This is a genomic window from Pseudoalteromonas sp. MBR-15 (assembly GCF_053628915.1).
In genome coordinates, this window is sequence record NZ_JBRJHH010000010.1 from 140547 (window position 1) to 162366 (window position 21820).

Annotated in this window: 20 protein-coding genes and 4 tRNA genes; 14 read left to right on the plus strand and 10 right to left on the minus strand. The window is 42.2% G+C overall.

Annotation, left to right across the window (positions count from 1 at the left end; genetic code table 11):
* Nucleotides 1-112 precede the first annotated feature (112 nt).
* Nucleotides 113-1597 carry an FMN-binding glutamate synthase family protein gene (locus ACSSVW_RS14520; protein ID WP_036973527.1) on the plus strand — a complete coding sequence of 495 codons (1485 nt, stop codon included), beginning with the start codon at nucleotides 113-115 and terminating at the stop codon, nucleotides 1595-1597.
* Between the two features lie 54 nt (nucleotides 1598-1651).
* On the opposite strand, the gene mtnK is transcribed toward ACSSVW_RS14520, so the two are convergent.
* Entirely contained in the window at nucleotides 1652-2869 is a 1218-nt protein-coding gene (gene mtnK, locus ACSSVW_RS14525) for an S-methyl-5-thioribose kinase (protein WP_454179560.1), read from the minus strand.
* Nucleotides 2870-3002: 133 nt separating this feature from the next.
* On the opposite strand from mtnK, the gene mtnA reads away from it, so the two are divergent.
* On the plus strand, nucleotides 3003-4028 hold the full coding sequence (mtnA, locus tag ACSSVW_RS14530) for an S-methyl-5-thioribose-1-phosphate isomerase (protein ID WP_180311231.1): 1026 nt from the start codon (nucleotides 3003-3005) through the stop codon (nucleotides 4026-4028).
* Here the strand turns inward: mtnA and ACSSVW_RS14535 are convergent, their stop codons facing one another.
* The 5 genes from ACSSVW_RS14535 to ACSSVW_RS14555 form a co-directional block, all read right to left on the minus strand.
* Nucleotides 4029-6194: a winged helix-turn-helix domain-containing protein gene (locus ACSSVW_RS14535; RefSeq protein WP_454179561.1), complete on the minus strand. Its 2166-nt coding sequence runs from the start codon at nucleotides 6192-6194 to the stop codon at nucleotides 4029-4031.
* Between the two features lie 98 nt (nucleotides 6195-6292).
* Nucleotides 6293-6634 carry a gamma-glutamylcyclotransferase family protein gene (locus ACSSVW_RS14540; protein ID WP_036973510.1) on the minus strand — a complete coding sequence of 114 codons (342 nt, stop codon included), beginning with the start codon at nucleotides 6632-6634 and terminating at the stop codon, nucleotides 6293-6295.
* A 1-nt stretch (nucleotide 6635) separates the two neighbouring features.
* Nucleotides 6636-7178 carry a 1,2-dihydroxy-3-keto-5-methylthiopentene dioxygenase gene (locus ACSSVW_RS14545; RefSeq protein ID WP_036973507.1) on the minus strand — a complete coding sequence of 181 codons (543 nt, stop codon included), beginning with the start codon at nucleotides 7176-7178 and terminating at the stop codon, nucleotides 6636-6638.
* Nucleotides 7175-7861 (minus strand): acireductone synthase, encoded by a 687-nt coding sequence (mtnC, locus tag ACSSVW_RS14550; RefSeq protein ID WP_036973505.1) that lies wholly within the window; start codon nucleotides 7859-7861, stop codon nucleotides 7175-7177. The genes ACSSVW_RS14545 and mtnC overlap by 4 nt, the downstream gene beginning before the upstream one ends.
* On the minus strand, nucleotides 7858-8475 hold the full coding sequence (locus tag ACSSVW_RS14555) for a methylthioribulose 1-phosphate dehydratase (protein WP_036973502.1): 618 nt from the start codon (nucleotides 8473-8475) through the stop codon (nucleotides 7858-7860). Before ACSSVW_RS14555 ends, mtnC begins: the two co-directional genes overlap by 4 nt.
* A gap of 99 nt (nucleotides 8476-8574) precedes the next feature.
* Between ACSSVW_RS14555 and ACSSVW_RS14560 the strand changes: the two genes are divergently transcribed.
* The 3 genes from ACSSVW_RS14560 to ACSSVW_RS14570 are packed head-to-tail and all read left to right on the plus strand — an operon-like array spanning nucleotide 8575 to nucleotide 11950.
* A complete protein-coding gene (locus ACSSVW_RS14560; RefSeq protein WP_454179562.1) occupies nucleotides 8575-9717 on the plus strand; it encodes a methionine aminotransferase in 1143 nt (380 codons plus the stop codon).
* Entirely contained in the window at nucleotides 9705-10478 is a 774-nt protein-coding gene (locus ACSSVW_RS14565) for an amidohydrolase (protein WP_454179563.1), read from the plus strand. The genes ACSSVW_RS14560 and ACSSVW_RS14565 overlap by 13 nt, the downstream gene beginning before the upstream one ends.
* A gap of 56 nt (nucleotides 10479-10534) precedes the next feature.
* Nucleotides 10535-11950 carry a mannose-1-phosphate guanylyltransferase/mannose-6-phosphate isomerase gene (locus ACSSVW_RS14570; protein ID WP_454179564.1) on the plus strand — a complete coding sequence of 472 codons (1416 nt, stop codon included), beginning with the start codon at nucleotides 10535-10537 and terminating at the stop codon, nucleotides 11948-11950.
* A 120-nt stretch (nucleotides 11951-12070) separates the two neighbouring features.
* Here the strand turns inward: ACSSVW_RS14570 and ACSSVW_RS14575 are convergent, their stop codons facing one another.
* The 3 genes from ACSSVW_RS14575 to ACSSVW_RS14585 form a co-directional block, all read right to left on the minus strand.
* Nucleotides 12071-14227 (minus strand): ATP-binding protein, encoded by a 2157-nt coding sequence (locus tag ACSSVW_RS14575; protein WP_075594203.1) that lies wholly within the window; start codon nucleotides 14225-14227, stop codon nucleotides 12071-12073.
* Between the two features lie 109 nt (nucleotides 14228-14336).
* On the minus strand, nucleotides 14337-14993 hold the full coding sequence (locus ACSSVW_RS14580) for a helix-turn-helix transcriptional regulator (protein ID WP_036973496.1): 657 nt from the start codon (nucleotides 14991-14993) through the stop codon (nucleotides 14337-14339).
* Nucleotides 14994-15223: 230 nt separating this feature from the next.
* The gene (locus tag ACSSVW_RS14585; RefSeq protein WP_065979446.1) at nucleotides 15224-15595 is read right to left on the minus strand and encodes a histidine triad nucleotide-binding protein; all 372 of its coding nucleotides are present in this window, start codon (nucleotides 15593-15595) and stop codon (nucleotides 15224-15226) included.
* Between the two features lie 103 nt (nucleotides 15596-15698).
* On the opposite strand from ACSSVW_RS14585, the gene ACSSVW_RS14590 reads away from it, so the two are divergent.
* Nucleotides 15699-16322 carry a DUF2057 domain-containing protein gene (locus tag ACSSVW_RS14590; protein WP_421419042.1) on the plus strand — a complete coding sequence of 208 codons (624 nt, stop codon included), beginning with the start codon at nucleotides 15699-15701 and terminating at the stop codon, nucleotides 16320-16322.
* Nucleotides 16323-16378: 56 nt separating this feature from the next.
* Here ACSSVW_RS14590 and ACSSVW_RS14595 read toward each other — a convergent pair whose 3' ends face one another.
* Nucleotides 16379-18223 (minus strand): M1 family metallopeptidase, encoded by a 1845-nt coding sequence (locus tag ACSSVW_RS14595; RefSeq protein ID WP_421419041.1) that lies wholly within the window; start codon nucleotides 18221-18223, stop codon nucleotides 16379-16381.
* 146 nt (nucleotides 18224-18369) lie between these two features.
* On the opposite strand from ACSSVW_RS14595, the gene murB reads away from it, so the two are divergent.
* The 8 genes from murB to ACSSVW_RS14635 all read left to right on the plus strand — a co-directional run.
* Nucleotides 18370-19380 carry a UDP-N-acetylmuramate dehydrogenase gene (gene murB / locus ACSSVW_RS14600; RefSeq protein ID WP_421419040.1) on the plus strand — a complete coding sequence of 337 codons (1011 nt, stop codon included), beginning with the start codon at nucleotides 18370-18372 and terminating at the stop codon, nucleotides 19378-19380.
* Nucleotides 19377-20369, plus strand: a complete 993-nt coding sequence (gene birA / locus ACSSVW_RS14605; RefSeq protein WP_036973486.1) for a bifunctional biotin--[acetyl-CoA-carboxylase] ligase/biotin operon repressor BirA — start codon at nucleotides 19377-19379, stop codon at nucleotides 20367-20369. Before murB ends, birA begins: the two co-directional genes overlap by 4 nt.
* Nucleotides 20366-21064, plus strand: coding sequence for a type III pantothenate kinase (locus ACSSVW_RS14610; protein ID WP_421419039.1), 699 nt, complete (start codon nucleotides 20366-20368; stop codon nucleotides 21062-21064). Before birA ends, ACSSVW_RS14610 begins: the two co-directional genes overlap by 4 nt.
* A gap of 117 nt (nucleotides 21065-21181) precedes the next feature.
* A tRNA-Thr gene (locus ACSSVW_RS14615) sits at nucleotides 21182-21257 on the plus strand.
* A 40-nt stretch (nucleotides 21258-21297) separates the two neighbouring features.
* Nucleotides 21298-21382, plus strand: a tRNA-Tyr gene (locus tag ACSSVW_RS14620).
* A gap of 44 nt (nucleotides 21383-21426) precedes the next feature.
* Nucleotides 21427-21501: transfer RNA gene (locus tag ACSSVW_RS14625), tRNA-Gly, on the plus strand.
* A gap of 12 nt (nucleotides 21502-21513) precedes the next feature.
* Nucleotides 21514-21589 (plus strand) — tRNA-Thr (locus ACSSVW_RS14630).
* Between the two features lie 136 nt (nucleotides 21590-21725).
* On the plus strand, nucleotides 21726-21820 hold a 95-nt coding region (locus ACSSVW_RS14635), incomplete at its 3' end, for a GTP-binding protein (protein ID WP_021032652.1).

A 21820-nucleotide genomic window follows, 5' to 3' on the forward strand; every position in this document is an offset into this window, starting at 1 on the left:
AATTGAGCTGATTAAAAAAGGCGTGTTTAAAACACGCCTTTTTTGTTTGTTGCGCGTATTTTAAACTGCTTATATGATTTGCAAGGACGTCATCATCACACAGGAGTCTTGAATGAGTGATTTTATAATTTTTAGTATCGATGTATTTGCCAGCTTGTTTATCTTTGCGTTAGGGATAGGGCTGTTGGTAATCATCTGTTTTTACATTAGTGATGTGACGCAGTCGAAACAGGCTATTCGTCGTAATTACCCTGTGATAGGGCGTTTTCGTTACTTTTTTGAACGCCAAGGTGAGTTTTTTCGCCAGTATTTTTTTGCGATGGACAGAGAGGAGCTTCCGTTTAACCGTGCCGATCGAAGTTGGGTCTACCGAGCAGCAAAAAATGTTGACCGTACCACGGCATTTGGTTCCACTCAAAGCTTAGAAGCCACAGGCACTGTGATGTTCATGAACTGTGCATTTCCGACGCTCGATGAAGAGGCACTCGAACCTAGTCATGTCACCTTGGGACCCTATTGTGAAAAACCTTATTCTACCAATGCATTATTTAATATTTCGGGCATGAGCTTTGGAGCACTTTCAAAACCGGCTGTTCGCGCTTTATCTCGAGGCGCAAAACTAGCGGGATGCTGGATGAATACAGGTGAAGGGGGGTTGAGTCCTTATCATCTGGAAGGAGGAGCCGATATTGTATTTCAGATTGGTACGGCAAAATATGGTGTCAGAGATGAGCAGGGCAAACTGAGCCTCGAAAAACTCAAAGCGATTGCTGGTCATGAGCAAGTAAAAATGTTCGAAATTAAAATGAGCCAAGGCGCAAAACCGGGCAAAGGTGGCATGTTGCCGGGCCGAAAAGTCACCGCAGAAATCGCTAAAATCCGTGGCATACCAGAAGGACATGATTCGATTAGCCCTAATGGGCACCCAGAAATAAAAAAACCTGCTGATTTACTCGATATGATTGAAACTGTTAGAGCTACGACAGGAAAACCCACAGGATTTAAAGCAGTAATCGGTGAGTATACGTGGCTTGAAACCTTATTCAGTGAAATTAACAATCGCGGTATTGAGTCAGCACCAGACTTTATTACCATTGATAGTGCTGATGGTGGCACTGGGGCTGCCCCGCAGCCATTGATGGATTCTGTTGGTTTACCTCTAAAAGAAAGCTTACCTTTGGTCGTTGATTTGTTGAAAAAACATGGTTTAAGAGAGCGGGTAAAAGTGATTGCATCGGGTAAATTAATCGTCCCGTCGAAAGTGGCTTGGGCATTGGCTTTGGGGGCTGATTTTATTGTGTCAGCGCGCGGGCATATGTTTTCATTAGGCTGTATTCAAGCATTACAATGCAATAAAGATACTTGCCCGACCGGTATTACAACGCACAATGAGCGATTACAACGCGGCTTAGATGTGACAGACAAAGCGCAGCGAGTTGCAAATTACAATAAGTTTATTCACTACGGTGCAGGCTTAATTGCTCATTCATGTGGCGTGTCGAGCGCCCGAGAACTTGCGCGCCACCATGTGCGTGTTGTACAAGAAAATGGGTTGTCAGAACCGCTTGATAAAATGTATGAGCATTACAATAAATAATGATGAGATTCAATAAGGCGCGATAAGCGCCTTATTCATTGGGTAGCTGAATAACTAGTTTAATAAGCTGATCAATAAGGTAAAAAATTCATCTCTATTTTCGCAACTTGTTGCGTTAAGCATCAATTGTTCGCCTAACACTAAGGTTTGTTGCTGCACAGCTAAGCGTGCTTGCTCGTTTTCAATGCCGTCAATGTCAGCAACGTGGGCAAGGCCAATCGTACGGCGAATAAGTTCTGCACCGCAATAACCAATGGCATCATGCAACACGCTTTTTAAGTAATCTTCTGTAAAGGCGCGGTTAGCAAAGCTTACATCGGTTGTCTCATTACTTGCTAAGTTCAACCACTGCTCTTCAAACTGGCTATAACAGTCTTGTAAGCATGTTAATAAATGCGTTTGATAGTGGCGACGCTTTGCTAATTCAGCTATACGGCCATTTTGCGCGCAGTAATTAAGTAATAAATTACCCATAAATGAACCGATATCGAAACCAACTGGGCCAAAAAAGCCAAACTCTGGGTCGATCATCTTGGTTGTGTTGTTATCAACAAAAATACTGCCGCTGTGCATATCGCCGTGTAACAAGGTTTGCGGACACGATAAGAACCTAGCTTTTAATTTCGCTGCGGCAAGTTTTAGCGCGTTGTTATTACGAATGTGTTGCACTGACGAATTGAGTTCAGCCGGGAAGTGATTGCGCTCGTGCTCGATATAAGGGTCAGTGAAAAAGAGGTCCTCAGTGATCTTACATAAATCTGGGTTGATAAATTGGCTCACTTTGGCTTTTTTATCGTCGGCAGAAAGATAAAAGTCGGAGTTATAAAAACCGGTGCGACTGAGATATTGGGCAACATGACTGGCTAATTTAGGGAACTGCTCGGCATTTATTTGTGCACCACGTAAAATTTGTAAGTGACCTAAGTCTTCCAGCACGGTTAATGCAAGCTCAGCATTGTGGTGCAAAATGGCTACGGTGTGCTCTGGGCACAATGAACCATGATTTATCAAGACGTCAGCCTCGATACGCGCACGGTCTAACGATAACGGCCATGACTCACCCACGCAGCGAGCATAGGGTAAAGCTTGCTTTAAAATTACACTGTTGTTGTGTTGATCAGTGACCCGGAAAACTAAGTTTAGATTTCCGTCGCCGAACTCGTACGCTGACAGCTCAGCGTTAGGAGTAAACACTGAACTGAGTTCACTTTCGGTAAGTTTTTTAATGTAATCAACAGCATGCTCTGCAGTGAAGGCAGTGTAATTAGCCATGGCTCTATCTCAAAATATTATTAACTTTGGGCATTCTATACCTGTAAGCGTTTAGATGTCCATACATCCAGCTTGTTAGTTGTGTAAACTGATGTAAAATACCCTTTCATCAAATTAGTAATCTGGATGCACTATGCAAGATCTCATCGCGAGTAGTATTAAATATCAGCAAAATACCTTAACTGTGCTTGATCAGTACTTATTGCCTCATCAACAGCATTGGCATGTATGCAATGATGTTGAAACGATGAAAGAACTGATTTTGACTTTAAAAATTCGTGGTGCCCCTTTAATTGGCTTAGGTGCCAGCGTACTCGTTGCTCATTTAGCAGAGCAAGGTATGAGTAAAGCAGAGCTTGCTTCAGCGATTGATGAATTAGAAGCAACGCGTCCGACTGCTGTGAATTTAATGCACTGTATGGCACAGCTTCGTGAGGCATTAATGCAACCTGCATATGTTGAGGCTGTTGTAGACACGGCTGAGCAGTTATTTTTTGAAGACATTGCGCTGTGTGACAGCATGGCACAGCGTGGTGCTGAGCTTGTTGCTAAAGGCGATAATATTCTTACTCATTGTAATACTGGAGCATTAGCTACGGCGGGAGTCGGCACAGCGTTAGGTGTGATTTATAAAGCTCACCAGCGCCATGGAGATCTGCATGTCTGGGTTGATGAAACACGCCCATTATTGCAAGGGGGCCGATTAACTGCATTTGAGCTTGAGCGCTGGCAAATACCTTACACGTTAATTTGCGACAATATGGCAGCAAGCTTAATGGCTGCGGGTAAGGTCGATAAAATTTTTGTAGGTGCCGATCGTATTGCTGCAAACGGCGACTTTGCTAATAAAGTGGGTACGTATAATTTGGCAGTATTGGCTCACTTTCATAATATTCCGTTTTACGTGGTTGCGCCGCTAACAACACTTGATACGCAAACAGCCTGTGGTGATGATATTGAGATTGAACAGCGAAGCCCCGCTGAAGTACGTGGTGTGAGCGGTAGTTTTGGTGAAGCACAGTGGGCACCGACGAATGCATCAGTGTATAACCCTGCTTTTGATGTCACGCCTGCAAAGTTGGTTACAGGCTGGGTATTAGATACCGGTGTTTACGAGTATGCTGATATCGAGCAAGGTGTATTAACGCAATTAAAATAACTAGTTGCTGGGTCTTTTCTCAGTGTAAAGCTCAATACTGTTTTGATTATTAGCGGTTACGAATGAAATCGCTAATTTTTCATTTTGTGCGTTGAGGTGCAAAATATAGTTAGACGGTTTCATTTTAATCAGTGTATTCACTTCCGTTAGTTCCTCTAAAGCGGCACTGTAAATGTCAGCAGAGGTGGCGATAAACAGTGTTTGCTCATTACTCGCCATCGTTACTATTGACGGTTTTATTGCAGTCAACTTATCTGGCATAGGTAATTCATGGTAGCGATTAGTTTGGCTATCAAGTTCTAAAAACTGTGTGTGTTTGGCATGCACAATCAATTGATGATCATTACGCCAAGCGATAGCAAGGGACGTATCAATCGTGCTGATGACTGTTTCTGTATTGTCAGTATTCAATAGCATTAACTGATTTTGTAAGGTGGTTGCATCGGCGTAGATTATCGCAATGCGGTTTTTACGTATTTTAGCGAGCACAATTCGGCCTGGTATTTGCCATTGCTTAATTGTCTTAAAGTCTGTGGCATCTAATAGTGAGAGTTGATGCGTGTGTTTATTGAAACTCAATAAACGCGTGCTGTTTTCATTGGCAGAAACAATGATATTGTCAGTGCCAACCCTATCAGAAATAGGGATATATTGGTTATTGGTTTTAAGCCAATGTTCACGCTTATCGTAATAGGTATCGGCAAAATAAATATCACCATTTGCAAGCGCTACAGCAGAATTTTCATGCTTATTAGCGGTGGCTATGTAGCTCATTTCTTGCGTCTTTAAATCAAAAACACTGGCATCTAGATCATGCAGATCGGTACTTATTAACAAAGACTCTTTGTTGAGTGGGTAAGCGTAGTTAGCGTCTTTAACGGGGGCTTTAATAGCGTGGGCTCGGGTCATTGAGTCGAACGAAAATGATTCAATAGTCGAATTGGCACGGTTATACCAAATGAGCGAATTACTGGGTTCATCATACGTGGCAGCCCATGATCTATAGTTATTTGTCGTGAGCAGCTTCATGGAGCTACCGTCTAGGTTTGCCATATAAATTTCTGCTTGGCCAGTGTTGTGGCGTTCAAAAATAATCCGTTCAGGATTTGATAATGTCGTTAATAAAAAATCACCTGTGCCAGTAATATTGGGTGATGTAATGCGGATTTCTTCTGCTGTTTTTTTATCATAAGCGTAAAGCGCAAATAATTGGCTTAAGCCACGATAATGATTACGTCGAAAAATAGCGGTATCCCCGACTTCTGTGTATTGCGTTAACTTATCACCTGAAGAATAAGGATACGACAGGGGGGATTTTTTGATTGTTTCAGAAAAAAAGTCACTGGCCTGCCATTGTTGGCACTGACTATAGTCACCGGGTTTACATTTGACATAAAATAAGCGCAGACCATCATCAGACCAGCCCTGAATATAAGCGTCACCTGAGTCAACTAAAAACTCTTTTTTGGTTTTTAGGTCCATTACATAGATATTCATTATGTCATTTTGCTTGGGAGGTGTGAGCAAATAAGCAAGCTTACTTTTATCGGGGGGCAGTAGTAAGTGAGAGTAACTGCCTTTATGCCAAGAAATAGTGTCAGCATCTAATGCTAGAAAAGGCATGGTTTGTCTGGTTTCACTACTTGCCGCAGGTTTATCTGAAAAAAACCAGAAAAAACAAATTAGCGTTGCTATTAATATGGCGGGAATTGACCACGACCAATTTACATTTCTTTTGGGATGACTGTGTGAAGATGATTCAGCGGCAGCGACTTCACTCGAAGATTCATGTTGATTTTGCTGTTCTGTAGTGACTGTCTCGGTTTTATTTGAGCTGACAGGAATAAATAAACTATACCCTTTACGGTAATGTGTTTTGATACTTTGGCCAGGCTGCTTTTCTGATTTGAGTGCTTTTCTAAGCTCCGATATCGCTCGATTGATGGCATTATCATCAACGTAGCTTTGCTGCCAAATGTTGTCCGCCAGCTCTTGGCGAGAAATAATACGTTCATTATGTTCAATAAAATAGCACAGTAACTTAAATAACAGCGGTTCTAGTTCGCGAGCATGCACGCCGTCATTAATTGTTTGCAATGATATGTTTAGCTGCCATTCGCCAACATAAATAATATTATCGCGTAAGGGTGAAATTACCGACCCCATGTGTAGTCCTTTAGCTAATAATTAAGTACTGAGCATTGATGAGGTGATGATACCAGAAGTTGTTTTTGAATTGGGTTTTTTTGTTTTATATTTGTAAATTAAAGGCCGTTTTTTGCAACATATAACCAAGCAGAAGTATTACATTGGAATTTTTCTGCAATGCGTTGATAGTCATCTACCTCATAGTCATCGGCTTGGGCCAACTCTTGTTCGGTGATTAAATAAATTGTGCCATTCACAATGTCGCAGTCTTCACCTGTTTTAATTAACGCAGGATGAAAACGCTGGCCACTGCTTTTTAACACCGCAGGATCAGTAATTTCAATTTCACCGACAATGTACCCTGTTAAAGTCGCAGGCTGACCTTCGAGCAAACGCCCGAAGGTATCGAGTTGCACCTGTTTATATTGCAAAGTGCCGTATGAGAAAAGCTTTTCCATATTAATCAAGCAATGGAAAGTCATTCGCGATAGCTGAATCTGTGCTTTTAGCCACCCAGCCTTCGGTATTATTAAATAAGCGAATAGCAGTAAATTCAGGGTTGCTGCCCATGTCAAACCAATGAGGGGTTAATTCTGGCACCGAAATTAAGTCACCTTGCTGGCACAGCACTTGGTATACTTTATTATCGACATGCAGACAAAAAAGCCCTTGGCCTTTTACAAAAAAGCGTACTTCATCTTCGCTGTGGGTATGTTCAAATAAAAACTTACCACGTAACTCAGCGGCATTCGGGTTGCCTTTTGCGAGCGAGATAACATCAACAGTTTGATAACCTCCTTCACGCTTTAAGCGCTCAATGTCGTGAGCGTACGCACTTAAAATAGCATCATGGCTGGTTGTTTCATCAATATGTGCATTCGCCTGCCACTGTTCAAAGCGTACACCCACTGCATTTAGTTTCGTTGCTATGGCGTTTGAGTCGTCGCTGTGAAAAAGGATGTCATCGGCATTGTTATCATTAAAAACTGTTAACTGGCTCATGCTAAATACTCCGCACTAAATTCACTAAAATCATTAATATAAGGATGCTCGCTGGTACTGTCTTGGCCATCGCGAATAAGGTGCAAAGTGCGTAAACCTGCCGCTTTAGCTGCCTCTAATTCAGCAGCAACGTCGCTTAAAAATAGCACCTCAGAGGCGTCAAATGGCAGTGCAGCGATAATTGTGTTGTAAGCGCTTTGCTCTTGTTTTGCGCCCACTTTGGTATCGAAGTAATCACTAAAAAGAGGTCTCACATCACCATAGTCAGAATATTGAAAAATAAGGTGCTGTGCTTTTACTGAGCCTGATGAGTAAACATACAGGCTTCTTCCTGCTTGTTTTTGTGCGTTTAAAAAAGCGTATGCGTCAGGATAAAGGTGACCGGTAAAATCACCATTTTCATAACCTGTTTGCCAAATTAAACCTTGTAACTGTTTTAATGGCGTTACTTTTTGATCCGTTTCAATCCAATGAAGTAAAGTACTAATCACCGTTTCTAGATCAGCTTCTGGCTGTTCAATGTGTGCTTTTACACTCGCAATATGTTCTGCGACATCGTGATCGTCTTGGTGTGCTTTAATAAACGCAGGAAGCTTTTCAGCGGCATAAGGGAATAGCACATCTTTTACAAATGAAATGCGTGTGATAGTGCCTTCAATGTCAGTTAAAATGGCTTTGATCATGCGTGGATACCTTCCAGTTTTAGGCGCTCAAGCTCGCAACTAAATAAAAACTCCAGCCCTTCTAAATGGCGCAATACTTCTTTGATATCTCTGCCGACAACATAGAGGCCGTGGCCGCGAATAAGCACCGCGTGCTCTATTGGCGTATGCAGGTGATGGTCGCTTACTAATAGACTTAGGCGATCAATGTCTTGATCGTTGTCGAAAATAGGAATGCTTAGCGTATCTAAATGTGAGGTAACACCACTGAGTGACTTTTGCATCTCGTAGCCATGTAAATTAATGGCATGTCCTTTTATGACGCGAGATAAAACGGTGGCAGCAACCGAGTGGGTATGTAAAACAAACTTTGCAGAAGGGATCAGCTTATACATGTTCAAGTGTAGTTCTGTTTCTGCCGAGGGTTTTCCCGACCCTTTAGTGCGGTTGCCTGCGTGGTCCAACTCAATAAATGCATGTGTACCGAGCTGGCCTTTATCGAAACCACTGGCGGTGACGACATAACCCGTTTCTGTGCGGGCTGAAAAATTACCACCGGTTGCTGGGACCCAACCTCGTTGGCTTACCCATTTACCTGCTTCTATTAGTTCTGAAATAGCGGTATTGTTATGCATACATTCCTCGACTTTCTAAAAGTTATTTAGACGGCTATACATCTGTTTTAAGCAATGATAGCATCGCTTCGAGCGCAAAACCATCTTTAAGGAACCTCTGTGTTTGAAAGTAAATTGCCGAATTTAGGCACCAGTATTTTTAGCCAAATGACTGCTTTAGCGAATCAGCATCAAGCACTTAATTTATCTCAGGGCTTTCCTGAATTTGACGCCCCTGATTTACTAAAAAAACAGTTAAATCATTATGTACTTGAAGGGGTTAATCAATATGCTCCGTCAAGTGGTATTGTGCGTTTACAGCAGCAAATAGCAGCACTGATTGCGAGAAAATACCATAACAATATAGATTATGAGCAGCAAGTCACGGTGACATCGGGTGCAACCGAAGCATTATTTGTGGCAATTCAAGCGCTGGTAAGAGACGGTGATGAAGTGGTGGTGTTCGACCCTGCCTATGATTCGTACCAGCCCGCGATTGAATTAGCAGGGGGACGCAGTGTACATGTTGCCTTACATGCGCCTGATTATCGGATTGATTGGCACGCGGTTGCAGAGGTCATGAGCGAAAAAACGCGCGCTATTATTATCAATACGCCACACAACCCGAGTGGCAAAATACTTAAAGCTGACGACATTGCAGCACTGAAAGCCTTAGTTAAAGCACACGACTTATACGTGATAAGCGATGAAGTGTATGAACACATCACCTTTGATGGTGTTGCACATGTTAGTGCACTCACGGATACAGAATTATTTGAACGCAGCTTTGTTATTTCAAGCTTTGGGAAAACGTTCCACAGCACAGGCTGGAAAATGGGCTACTGTGTTGCTCCCGCGGAGCTGATGATAGAGTTTCGTAAGATTCATCAATACGTGACATTTTCAAGTTTTACCCCAGCACAACATGCTTTAGCAGATATGTTAGAACTGGAGCCTGAACATGTTGATGGGCTAGCGGATTTTTATCAACATAAGCGTGATTTACTCAGTAACGCGTTACAAGATAGCCGTTTTACCCTTTTGCCCAGTGAAGGCACATATTTTTTATTGCTTGATTACAGTGATGTGTCAGACCTAAATGATGTGGAGTTTTGTCATTGGTTGGTAGAGCAAGCAGGCGTTGCAGCAGTACCGCTTAGTGTATTTTACAACAGCCCAAGTAATGATAAAGTCATACGAGTATGTTTTGCAAAAAATGATGACACGCTGTTGCGTGCCGCGGAGATTTTATGTCAGCTTTAACGCTTGCCCTTGTACAATCCTCACTTTATTGGCTAGATAAACAGGCAAATCTTGCGCATTTTTCTGAGTTGCTTGAGTGTTTAACTGAGCCGGCTGATTTAATCGTGTTACCCGAAACATTTGCGACAGGGTTTGCCATCAATCTTGACTGTAGTGAGCCTGAGCAAGGTGACGTTTTTAACTGGTTAAAAGCCACTGCAAAACAAAAAAATGCAGTCATCGCTGGGTCGGTATTAGTGTCTCACGGTGATAAGAAAGCAAATCGTTTTTACTGGGTGTGGCCAAATGGTGAGGTAAAGTTTTACGACAAGCGTCACTTATTCTGTTTAGGGAACGAAGGCCGCTATGTTGAGGCGGGTAAGCAGCGTGAAATTTTCAATATCAAAGGCTTTCGCATTTTACCGCAGGTGTGTTACGACCTGCGCTTCCCTGTTTTTCAACGTAACTGCAATGACTATGACCTCATGGTGAATGTTGCAAACTGGCCTGCGGCACGTCGCCATGTTTGGGATACCTTATTAAAAGCGCGCGCAATGGAAAATGTCTGTTATGTGGTCGGTGTCAACCGTATAGGGCCAGATGGCAATGAGGTTGATCATAATGGCGGCACTGCAGTATACGATTTTAAAGGGGATACATTAGCAGCGCTCGATGATAACCAATCGGGTATCATAATTCAGCGCCTTGATATATCCGCATTAGAGGATTTTCGGCGTGCTTTTCCTGCGCATTTAGACGCGGATCAATTTCAGTTGATCTAAGCCGCATCGCTAAAAATTTGTTAAACTCATGGTTGGTTTATTAACTACAAGCAATCATGAGTCGCAAAATTACCCCTGTTATTCTTGCTGGTGGCATAGGTTCACGCCTATGGCCGTTATCACGCAAGGCCATGCCTAAGCAATTTTTACCTTTGCTAAGCGATGAATCGCTACTGCAAAGCACCTTAAAGCGGGTAACTGGTTCGCAATTTAATGCACCGATATTAGTGTGTAATGAAGCGCATCGATTTATTGCCAAATCACAGGCATTAGACGTATCTAAAAATGTGACTCTTTTACTTGAACCTGAGGGCAAAAATACCGCGCCAGCTATTGCGTTAGCGGCTGAATATGCGCAGAAAAATGGTTTACTAGGCCCGTTATTGGTAATGCCTGCAGATCATTATATCTGTGACTTTGAAAAGCTACTCGCGCGATTAGATGATGCCGTAGCCTTGGCAGAGGCTCAGCAACTCGTTACGTTTGCAATTACCCCAACGGAGCCGCATACAGGGTATGGTTATATTCGCCAAGGCCTACCACTGCACCGTGATGGCTGTTACAAAGTCGCTGAATTTAAGGAAAAGCCAGTGCTTAAACTTGCTGAGCAATACATTGCCAGAGGTGAGTTTAGCTGGAATAGCGGTATGTTTTTATTTTTCGCTGATGTGTACTTATCTGAGTTAAAACGGTTTGCGCCAAAAATAGCGAGTAGTATCGCACAAGCAGCCTCTTTTACTGAAGATCTCGGTTTTTTGAGACCCAACGCAGACATACTGAAAACATGCCCAAGTGACTCAATTGATTACGCTATTCTTGAGCGAAGTGAAAATGTCGCTATGCTTCCTGTTGATTTAACGTGGAGTGATGTGGGCAGCTTCTCAGCCCTTTCAAAAATTGCTAACAAAGATCAATTTGGTAATTATTTGGGCTCGCAGGGAGTGAGTATTGATAGTGAAAATAATTTGCTGATTAGTGAAGCTGATCACACGATTGCAGCTTTGGGAATTAGCAATAAGGCGATTATACATACCCACGATGCCACCCTCGTCGCAGATAAAAAAGCCCTTGATAAGTTGCCTGAATTACTTAAACAACTCGCGCAACGAGACAACGATAAATTGACGCACCATCAAGCCGTATTCAGACCTTGGGGCAATTACCGTACTTTGGTTGAGAGTGTTGGGTTTAAGGTTAAGAAAATTATTGTTAATTGTGGTGCGAAACTCTCAACTCAGCGTCATCATCACCGTGCCGAGCATTGGGTTGTGGTTTCGGGCATTGCCAGCGTACATGTGGGAGATGATAAGTTTGAACTCGGTGCCGATCAGTCTTGTTATATTGCCGCCCAGCAAATTCATAGCCTGGCCAATTGTCATGATGAGCCCCTCATTGTCATTGAAGTACAAACCGGGGCGATACTTGATGAAAGTGATATCGAACGGTTTGAAGATGAATATGGGAGAGAGTAATTGTTAAGCCTCAGAGGTCAGTCGTTAGTCGAATGAGCGGATGATTTAATTCTCGGCGTAATGAAACAAAAAGAGTATTGCCATCCGTAAGGGCAGATTTACTTTGTTAATCTAAACTCACTAACCTAGCTCACTTCTTACATGGTTTAAGTACGCTTGTAGGCTTTCTTGCCAAAGTACTAGGGCATCGGTGAGTGATTCTTTTAAGGGCTTATTATCGAGTAACTTACGCTCGATCTTTTTCAGCTCTAAGCCGTAACGATTAAAGCCGAGCTGTAAGGCGGTACTTGCTTGGCGATGCAGTAGTTTAATACATTGATCTTTATCATCTTCAACAAGTTGTTGGCTTCGTATCAGTTTATTCCGCGCCGAGAGAACAAACTCATTATAAATAGAAGACACTTCATCTTCATTAAATGAGCTAATGAGTGCAGCAGCTGCTGTTTCGTCATATAAGGTGTCACGCAGCTCGACGGCAATGCTGGCAGCTTGATTTGTTTGCGAGTCGCTCAATGCTTGGCGCAGTTTTTGTTGTTTAATTGGCTTACCGACAATATCTTTAATCCCCAACGCTAAGTATTCTTTTATTTCATCGGGGCTTAGACTCGCAGTGAAAGCAAGTACTGGCGTGCGTTGATTTAAATGGTCGATATTTTTTAGTTTTTTTAATACTTCTTGACCTGTCAGGTCGGGTAAATTCATATCCAGTAGTACCACATCAAAATGATGTTTTTGCATCAGCTCAATTGCGCTGTTACCGTCTTTTGCGAGTTTTATTTTATGCTCGTCATCGGCCATAAATTCAATGGCAATTTTTTGATTTAAGTCGAGATCTTCTACTAACAAAACATCTAAACCGGTCACATAATCTTTCGATTGATGACGTTGCTCAACAAGACTAAGCTCACCAATTGTGAGTGTGATATCAAAACTAAAAACACTGCCTTTGTTAAGCTCACTACTTATGTTGAGCTTACTGCCGAGCTTTTCGAGAAGGCGACTTGTAATAGCAAGGCCAAGGCCTGTGCCACCTTTTTCTTTTCCTGCACTGCTTTGAACATAAGGTTCGGTTAGGTAAATGATTTCTTCATCTTCGATACCTGGGCCTGAATCAATCACACTGATCCGAACGACATGGTCTAGCTGCCCTTCATTGAGCAGTTTGACGTGGATTTTTACAGAGCCTTTATCAGTGAATTTAATTGCATTGCCAACAAGGTTAATAATTACTTGTCTAAGCTTTTGCTGGTCACAATAGTAACAAGCCTGTTCGGGTAAATCGTAAATCAGCTCAAATTTCAGGTGCTTTTGTTCTGCAAGCGGACTGAGTAATAAGCATAAGTTGTTTAACCATGTTTTAAATTCGACATCTTCTTCGTAGAGGGCTTCATCGCGTTGATCTAGGCTTGCATAGTCGAGCACTTTGTCGACCAGTAAGTTCAGTGACTCTGCTGAATTAATAATGGCTTCACAGTATGGTTTATCTCGCGGGTCGCTCGACTGATTCATGATCAGTTGAGCGCTTCCCAGTATGCCATTGAGGGGAGTGCGAATTTCATGACTAATGGTTGATAAGAATAAGCCGCGAATTTCGAGATCTTTATGTGCTTTTTCAGTAAGCTGGTTAAGGTGTTGCTCGCGGCGTTCATTACACAAAATTGCCATGCCTGTGGCATAAAACATCGGTGCAATCACCCCATTAATGAATAGGGTGATACTAAACCAATTTTCGGAAAGTAAATTAGCGGTGCTGACATCGCCCATCATCAGTGTTCTGCCTGTAAATATGGCAAGAATAATGGTTAATATTAAGATATAAACAATGCTGCCATTCGGGTAACTTTTGCGGCCATTGCGAATGAATAAGGCAAGTAGAAACAAGGCCTCAATAATGTGTTGTAAATCAGATACTAAAATCCGGTTTCTAAGCTCAGCATTGTCTGTCGCTAAATAGATCATGCTCAGTGCTAATACCCCGGTTATCCCTATAAATGCTCTAAACCCTATACACTTGGCATTTAAGAACTGACAAATAGCGAGTACATGAATAATAGAAGCACTGAATAATAAGGCGTTTGCAATGGTGATACTTGCAATATCATTGATATGACCGAGAAGTGCAAAACTCAGCACTGAAGTGAACATCACTAAAGGATAGAAAATATAGAGCAAGGTGCCCGGAATGCTTTTATTTGCTCGCCATGTCAAATAGTTAAGGAGTGTCATTACCGCCATCATGGCTGCACTTGTGTAGTATAAGGTGACTGAATCGAGCATGGCTTTTCCGAGGATTACGAACATCTTCGAGCATAAAGTCTATTTGGGTGTTTAGCAACTAGAAACAAAAACAGACGCATTGTGCGTCTGTTTTTTTAAAGAAGAGAGTTTAGCGTATTTCGTCTGGGATATTTTGTTGTGCCCACGATAAAAGCTCGATGCGATTTCGGCATTTCGTTTTTCTGAATGCACTATAAAGGTGCGTTTTAACAGTGTGTGGGCTGATACTTAAATCTTCAGCAATCTCTTTATTTTTCGAACCTTTGCTCATCAATGAGATGATGGCTTTTTCGCGTTTAGTTAGCTTAACAGGCTCGATATTACCGTCAGTTAGTTTGTGCAGGGCATCTTTATTAAATTGCAGCATGCGGTTTAAAGCATTGCACATTATTTCGCGGCGGTACCACAATTGATCTTCAAGCAATAAACGAATGCCTTTCATCAATACATCAGCGTTATCAGTCGTGTAAAAAACACCACGAATACCACTTAATAGTGCGCGGTTAGCAATCTCTGGGTTTTCGTCAAGATTGAATAGTACAATATCGCACTTAATGCGTAGGTTAACTAGTTGTTCTTTTAATTTACCCCAGGCATCTGTGCTCGATGTTTCGATGAATAATAAGCGTGTACCTTCTGGCACTTCAGATATATCAGTCCCAGATGTAACAGTTAGACCTTGTGTTTTTAACAACGGCTCCAATACGTTAACACCAATCGTGTTAATTGGTTCTGGATCTAATAATAAAAAAGCTGAACTACTCATATTTATACACTCTTGAATAAAGTTGACTGATTCATCCTACCATGCAATCCACCCCTTTCGTATTAGAAATTTCTGAGTCTTATGCAGGAAAAGTACAGTTTGTGTCTATTTTGTTTCAAAAAATACAGTTAGTTAACGTAACTAAATATGTTAACTAACTGATATATATTCATAATAATCAATAATAGTATATTAGTTCGACTTTTTACAATTTTTTACATAGCAAAGTGCTAGATATTTTGTTTTTTCTTGTCCTGATAAGGAGGCCAACCCATTTCTTTACCAGCTAACATATGTAGATGTATATGGTACACGGTTTGACCGCCATGATCATTACAGTTCATAACCACACGAAAGCCGTCGTCACTAAAACCAAACTGCTTTGCAAGTTTTGCGGCTACGACATAAAGATGACCTACCAAAGGAGCATGTTCTTCACTGATATCATTTATGGTCGCAATGGGTGTTTTAGGAATGATCAAAACATGAAAGGGGGCTTGTGGGTTAATGTCTTTAAAGGCAAGTGACTGCTCATCTTCATAGATGATATCCGCAGGGATCTCACGATTAATAATTTTTGTAAAAATAGTCTCTTGGCTCATATTTACCTCTTTTAAAATTGGCTTAATTACCCGCTCACTAATGACAAACTTTATTTGCAGTGTCAAACTGAAACTGTCGCAAATGAACAACCAAGGAGTGATCATGCGTAAGTTAGTATTACTAAGCAGTGCGTTAATGCTATTCAATAGTATCAGTAGTTTAGCTGAGACAATCCACTTTCCTGAGGAATTTGTCCCTTTGCAAGTAGGTGACCGTCTTATTGAACAATCATTTTTTAGTCGTGTTGACGATGTTGAGCTTGCTCCTGGAACATATCAGTTAAAACTGAAGTACACAGATCTTTACGAACAAGGCTACGATGATCATCAAGTCGTTGAATCTGAACCATTTTGGGTTGAAGTGACGGTTGAACAAGGTAAAAACTATGATTTAGTGTTTAATCGTGCGAGTAATGCCGTTGCTGCTGAAGTGTTTGCTGAGTCACCGCAAGTGAGCCTAAAAGCCAAAGGCAGTGAATTGGCTATGCCTTTATCGATTGTGAATTACCGAGCGGTTTCGGCTCCTGTGCAGGCGGTTGCGACGGCTCCCGTTGTTGCTGCAAAGAACAAACCGGCGACCGCGGCACCAGTCACCCTGCCTGCAAACGTGTCTGGTGGTAAGGATGGATTGAAAAAAATGCCAAATGCAGCTGCCATGTTGGAATTTTGGTGGCAACAAGCTAGCCCAGAAGAGCGTCGAGCGTTTTTACAAAAAGTAAGTCAATAGTATTGAGAATTAAAAAAGGCGCTGATATTCAGCGCCTTTTTACATTTAGAAGCGTCTTATTTTGAAAATAAGTCGTCAACGGTACCTTGTGCTAGCGGGTGATAACCCGGACGTGCTTTTAAGTACACATCGTGCGCCCAGTCTTTTTTGCCGTTTTTAATCAGTGCTTTATAAAGTGGCACTATTAATTTACGGCGGCCAATACCAGACAAGTGCTTGTCCAAAGCAGGGTAAATAGGCTGATAGCCATTGCCTACAGCCAGCATAAACCATGCAAATGCACGCTCAGCATTGGTTGATTGAGTTAAGTTGAATTGTTTATCAAGCTCAGTCATTTTCTCAATGCTTAAATCGCGAGGGAGGTTATTGAGGAAATGTAACCACTCATGCACTGTCCATTCAGCAGTCGGCAATTCTGCCGCATCGATCTCATTGTTTAACCATGTTTTTGTCACTGTATCGACTTTATCAAATGCATCAGATGTTGGGTTAGGAGCATCAGTTGGTAACCCTGGCTCAAAAATCCACTCGTTTACTTTATCCATGCTCACTACGCCTGGATACTTGTCGATGAGGTTTGCTTTTATGTAAGTAACAAATTGGGCTGTCGTGAGTGACTTAAATGCGAACTCGTCGAAATAACCTTTTACAAATGGGTCAAATTTATCGCGACCAAATTTATTCTCTAGGTAAATAAGAAACAGCTGCCCTTTAGTATAAGGCACTGAGCTGAATGCATCGTCAGGATCACGACCATTAAGCTTTAAATTTAGGCGCGTGTCTGGAGCAGGAAGTGTTTTAAGTAAAGCACGCAGACCTGCTGCATCTAAAGCTTGCTCCATGATTGCGCGGTCACGACCAAAAACTTCTTCCATGATGCGGTTTTCAACATAAGAGGTAAAGCCTTCGTTTAACCATAAATCTTCCCATGTTGCGTTCGTCACTAAGTTACCCGACCATGAATGTGCGAGTTCGTGAGCGATTAGGTTAACTAAGCTCTTATCGCCTGCAACAACGGTGGGGGTGATAAACGATAAACGTGGGTTCTCCATACCGCCAAATGGGAAGCTAGGTGGAAGCATTAATAAGTCATAACGCCCCCAAGCATATTCACCGTACATGGCGTTAGTTTTGTCGATCATTGCTTGTGTGTCGTTGAACTCAGCAACCGACGCATCTAAAATTGTTGGCTCAGCAAAAATACCTGTCTGCTTAGACATGGCTTTAAATTCTAAGTTACCAGCCCCTATCGCGATTAAATATGGCGAAATAGGTTGTGGCATATCGAATAAGTAATCACCATCTTTGTATAACGCATCTTTATTGTCTGCACTCATGACTGCGCGAATATCTTTAGGTGTATGAATACGCGCAGAATACGTAACACGCATTGCTGGTGTGTCTTGCACAGGGATCCAACTACGCGCATGAATAGCTTGTGATTGGCTGTACATGAATGGGTGTGATTTACTGGCTGTTTGCTCTGGCGTTAACCATTGTAATCCTGAGGCTTCTGGGCGGCTATTGTAGTAAATACGTGCTTTAACCGCTTGGCTTTTAAATTTAATTGTTAATTTTGAGCCCTTTACGTCATCGCGTGCCGCAAGCGTGAAGTCGGCTTTGTGCCAGCCGCCTTTTTTATCTTGATACATAACTTTGTCGATATCTAAATCGCGAGTATCAAGTACCAGAGTTTTGCTGCTAGCATTGTGCCAATCTAGCGTATGCTCAACAAACCCTTCTAGTTGCTTGTCATCAAAATCAACATCTAAATCTAGTAATAGGTGAGTGGTTGTTACGTCATCTAAGTTTGCATAGGTGTGCTGGCTAATTGCGTCAGCAGTTGCTTGAGAGCATGCGCCTGCCATAGCAAGACTTAAAAATAATGGTTTAAACTTCATAATAACCTTGGAACACAAATGAAAAAAGAACCCGTTTTATAACATGATTAATACAGTGGGTTGAGTGATTTTTACAATCTGATGCGTATTTTGCGATGATAGGTTACACTAATGCGATTAGTTACCGGTAACCTTTGAGGCGTTTTGTGGCTCAGTCCCTGCAACCTTTTCATACCTTTTCATTGCCAAGCCATTGTCAGTATTTCCATCAAATAGATGACGTAGAGCAACTCGTAAATACCGATTTCTCTGCACCGTTTTGTATTTTAGGCGAGGGTAGTAATACGGTATTTTTAACCGACTACCAAGGGACGGTAATCTATATGGCCACTAAAGGGATTGAAATTGAAGAGCGAAACGATCATTTCCTTTTACATGTTGCTGCAGGTGAAAATTGGCATCAATTAGTGAGCATGACGATTGCCAACGATATGCCTGGGCTTGAAAACTTAGCGCTGATCCCCGGTACGGTAGGTGCAGCCCCGGTGCAAAATATTGGTGCTTATGGTGTCGAGCTTGAAAAGTTTATTAGCTATGTAGAGTACTTCGATATTGCTTCTGCGAGTATTAACCGTTTAAGCAAAGAACAGTGCCTGTTTGGCTACCGTGATTCGATATTCAAACATGCACTTAAAAATAAAGCAGTGATCACGAAAGTCGGGCTAACCTTACCCAAACAATGGCAGCCAGTATTACATTATGGGCCACTGCAACAGCTACATAACCCGACTGCGCAACAGGTGTTTGAGCAGATTATTGCGACTCGAAATAGTAAGTTACCTAACCCAAGTGAACTTGCTAATGCAGGTAGCTTTTTTAAAAACCCTGTGATTAGCAATGAGCAACTCGCTGACTTATTAAAAAACTACCCAGATATGCCCCATTATTTTGTCGACGCACAACACCACAAAGTAGCTGCAGGTTGGTTAATTGAACAGGCTGGCTTAAAAGGTCACCGTATTGCGGGCGTTGAAGTACATCAGCAGCAAGCTTTGGTGTTAGTTAATCATGGCAACAGCACCGGCGATGACCTGATTGCCATGGTGAATTATGTGCAACAACACGTGTGGCAAAAATACCACATTGCTTTGCAACATGAAGTGCGCTTAATGAATGCCGATCACGAATGTCATATTCACTTGGAGTCACAAATATGAAGGCGCCAGATGGAAATAAACTCGCAATTTTAAATGCGCTCAATTCAGGTGGTTTTATTTCGGGTCAGCAATTAGGTGAGCAGCTAGGAATTAGCAGGGCCGCAGTTGGAAAACATATTCACTCGTTACAAGAAATGGGATTGGATATTTTTAAAGTGACAGGGAAAGGCTACCGCCTGAATAATAGCGCGGGGCTTTTGCATAGAAGTAAAATTAATGACTATTATGCTGAGCTCGGTGGAAACACCGCATGCGTTGAAGTGCAGTCAATTATTGATTCGACCAATAGCGAGTTAATGCGCCGTATTCAGAGTGACACCCCATTAGACTCTGGCACTGTACTCGTTGCAGAAATGCAGCAAGCAGGACGAGGCAGACGAGGTCGGGTTTGGCAATCGCCATTTGGTGCAAACTTATATTTTAGCTACTTTTGGCGTCTAGACGATGGCTTACAAGCTGCAATGGGTGTGTCGATTGCTGTTGGACTTGCGGTATACGATACCTTAAAGGCACTTTATCAACTGGATGTGGAGTTAAAGTGGCCAAACGACATTTATTTAGACGGAAAAAAACTAGCGGGTGTGTTGGTTGAGCTTGATGGTCAACCTCAAGGACCATGTCAGTTGGTTATCGGCATAGGTATAAACGTGCATATGCCAGACAGTGTCAGCCAGCATATTGATCAAGCATGGACAGACTTGAGCCAACATGTAGAAGGCCTTGAGAAAAATAAACTCGTGGCGTATCTGTGCTTTTACCTTGAGCAACGTTTGGCGCAATACCGTCAAACAGGTTTAAATGACATGTATAAACAATGGAATCAGTTAAACGCATTTGCAGGTCAATGTGTGGAGCTCAATACAGGCCATCGAAGTTGGCGCGGTATATGTGAGGGGATTGATCACCAAGGCGGCGTTCGCATTCGCCAAGATGGTGAGGTTAAAAGTTATTACGGTGGTGAAATATCACTGCGTAAGGCTGAACTATGAGATTATTGGTCGATGTGGGTAATACGGCAATTAAGGCCGTACTTTTTGATAATGAGTGTTATCAAGCATGTGAGCTCAATGCCATTCCATGGTCGCATGTTACAGACATGGTTTATGCGTGTGTGGGGAGCACAGAGCGACTTATGCCACTATTTGCGCAGGCACAACAACATGCAATTCCTTATTTCGAAGCTAAAGTAACCGCTGAGCTTGCAACATTAACCTGTGCTTATAAGCAGTATCAGAATTTGGGGATCGATCGCTGGCTTACTGTCATCGCTGCATACACTGAATACCCAGAGAAAGATTGTGTTATTGTTGATGCGGGGACAGCGACCACAATTGATGTATTGAATAAAGAGGGTCAGCACTTAGGTGGTTGGATTGTGCCAGGACTCGATTTAATGACCCGTTCATTGACGCAAAATACTCAGCGCGTTTTTGACGATGAGCACACCCCTTTTGCCACCGATTTAGGGTGTAATACACCTAATGGTTTAAAAAATGGCGCGCTCGTTGCGACAATGGGGGCAATAGAGCAAGCTATTCAGCATGTTGATCAGCAAAATTGTTGTTTATTATTTGCTGGTGGCTATGGAAAATTACTTGCTGATCTATTTTCTGGCAGTCAATTTGATAGTGTCTTGGTTTTTAAAGGACTAAATTATTGGCGTGAATTAACAATAAAACAGTAAAAAACCGTGGATTTGCCTGAATTGTGAGCGTTTAACACATAAATTCACACTTTTTTTAATTTTATTGTTGCATCCCAATAAACCTTATCTTAGAATCTCGCCCCGTACTAAAGCAGTGCCGACTTAGCTCAGTTGGTAGAGCAACTGACTTGTAATCAGTAGGTCATCCGTTCAACTCGGATAGTCGGCACCACTTTCCTTTTACCGGAAGTGACTTAGTAAAGAATTTTCGTGGAGGGGTTCCCGAGCGGCCAAAGGGATCAGACTGTAAATCTGACGGCTCAGCCTTCGCTGGTTCGAATCCAGCTCCCTCCACCACTTTATTCTTGACGGTTAGAGGTAGTTTAAGAACAGTTTCCTATGCGGGCATCGTATAATGGCTATTACCTCAGCCTTCCAAGCTGATGATGCGGGTTCGATTCCCGCTGCCCGCTCCAGACTCTGGTGTTGCTGATATAGCTCAGTTGGTAGAGCGCACCCTTGGTAAGGGTGAGGTCGGCAGTTCAAATCTGCCTATCAGCACCAGTATCGAGAACTTATCTTATTATCTCCCTTTATCTGTCAGAAAAAACTATTTGAAATTTGAAAAAATTAAATTAATCTACCCTCGGTGGATTATTTTCATATGTAATCTAGATACACAAAACTGATAGGTTCCGTCATGGCAAAAGAAAAGTTTGAACGCGTAAAACCGCACGTAAACGTTGGTACAATCGGCCACGTTGACCACGGTAAAACTACCCTAACTGCAGCAAT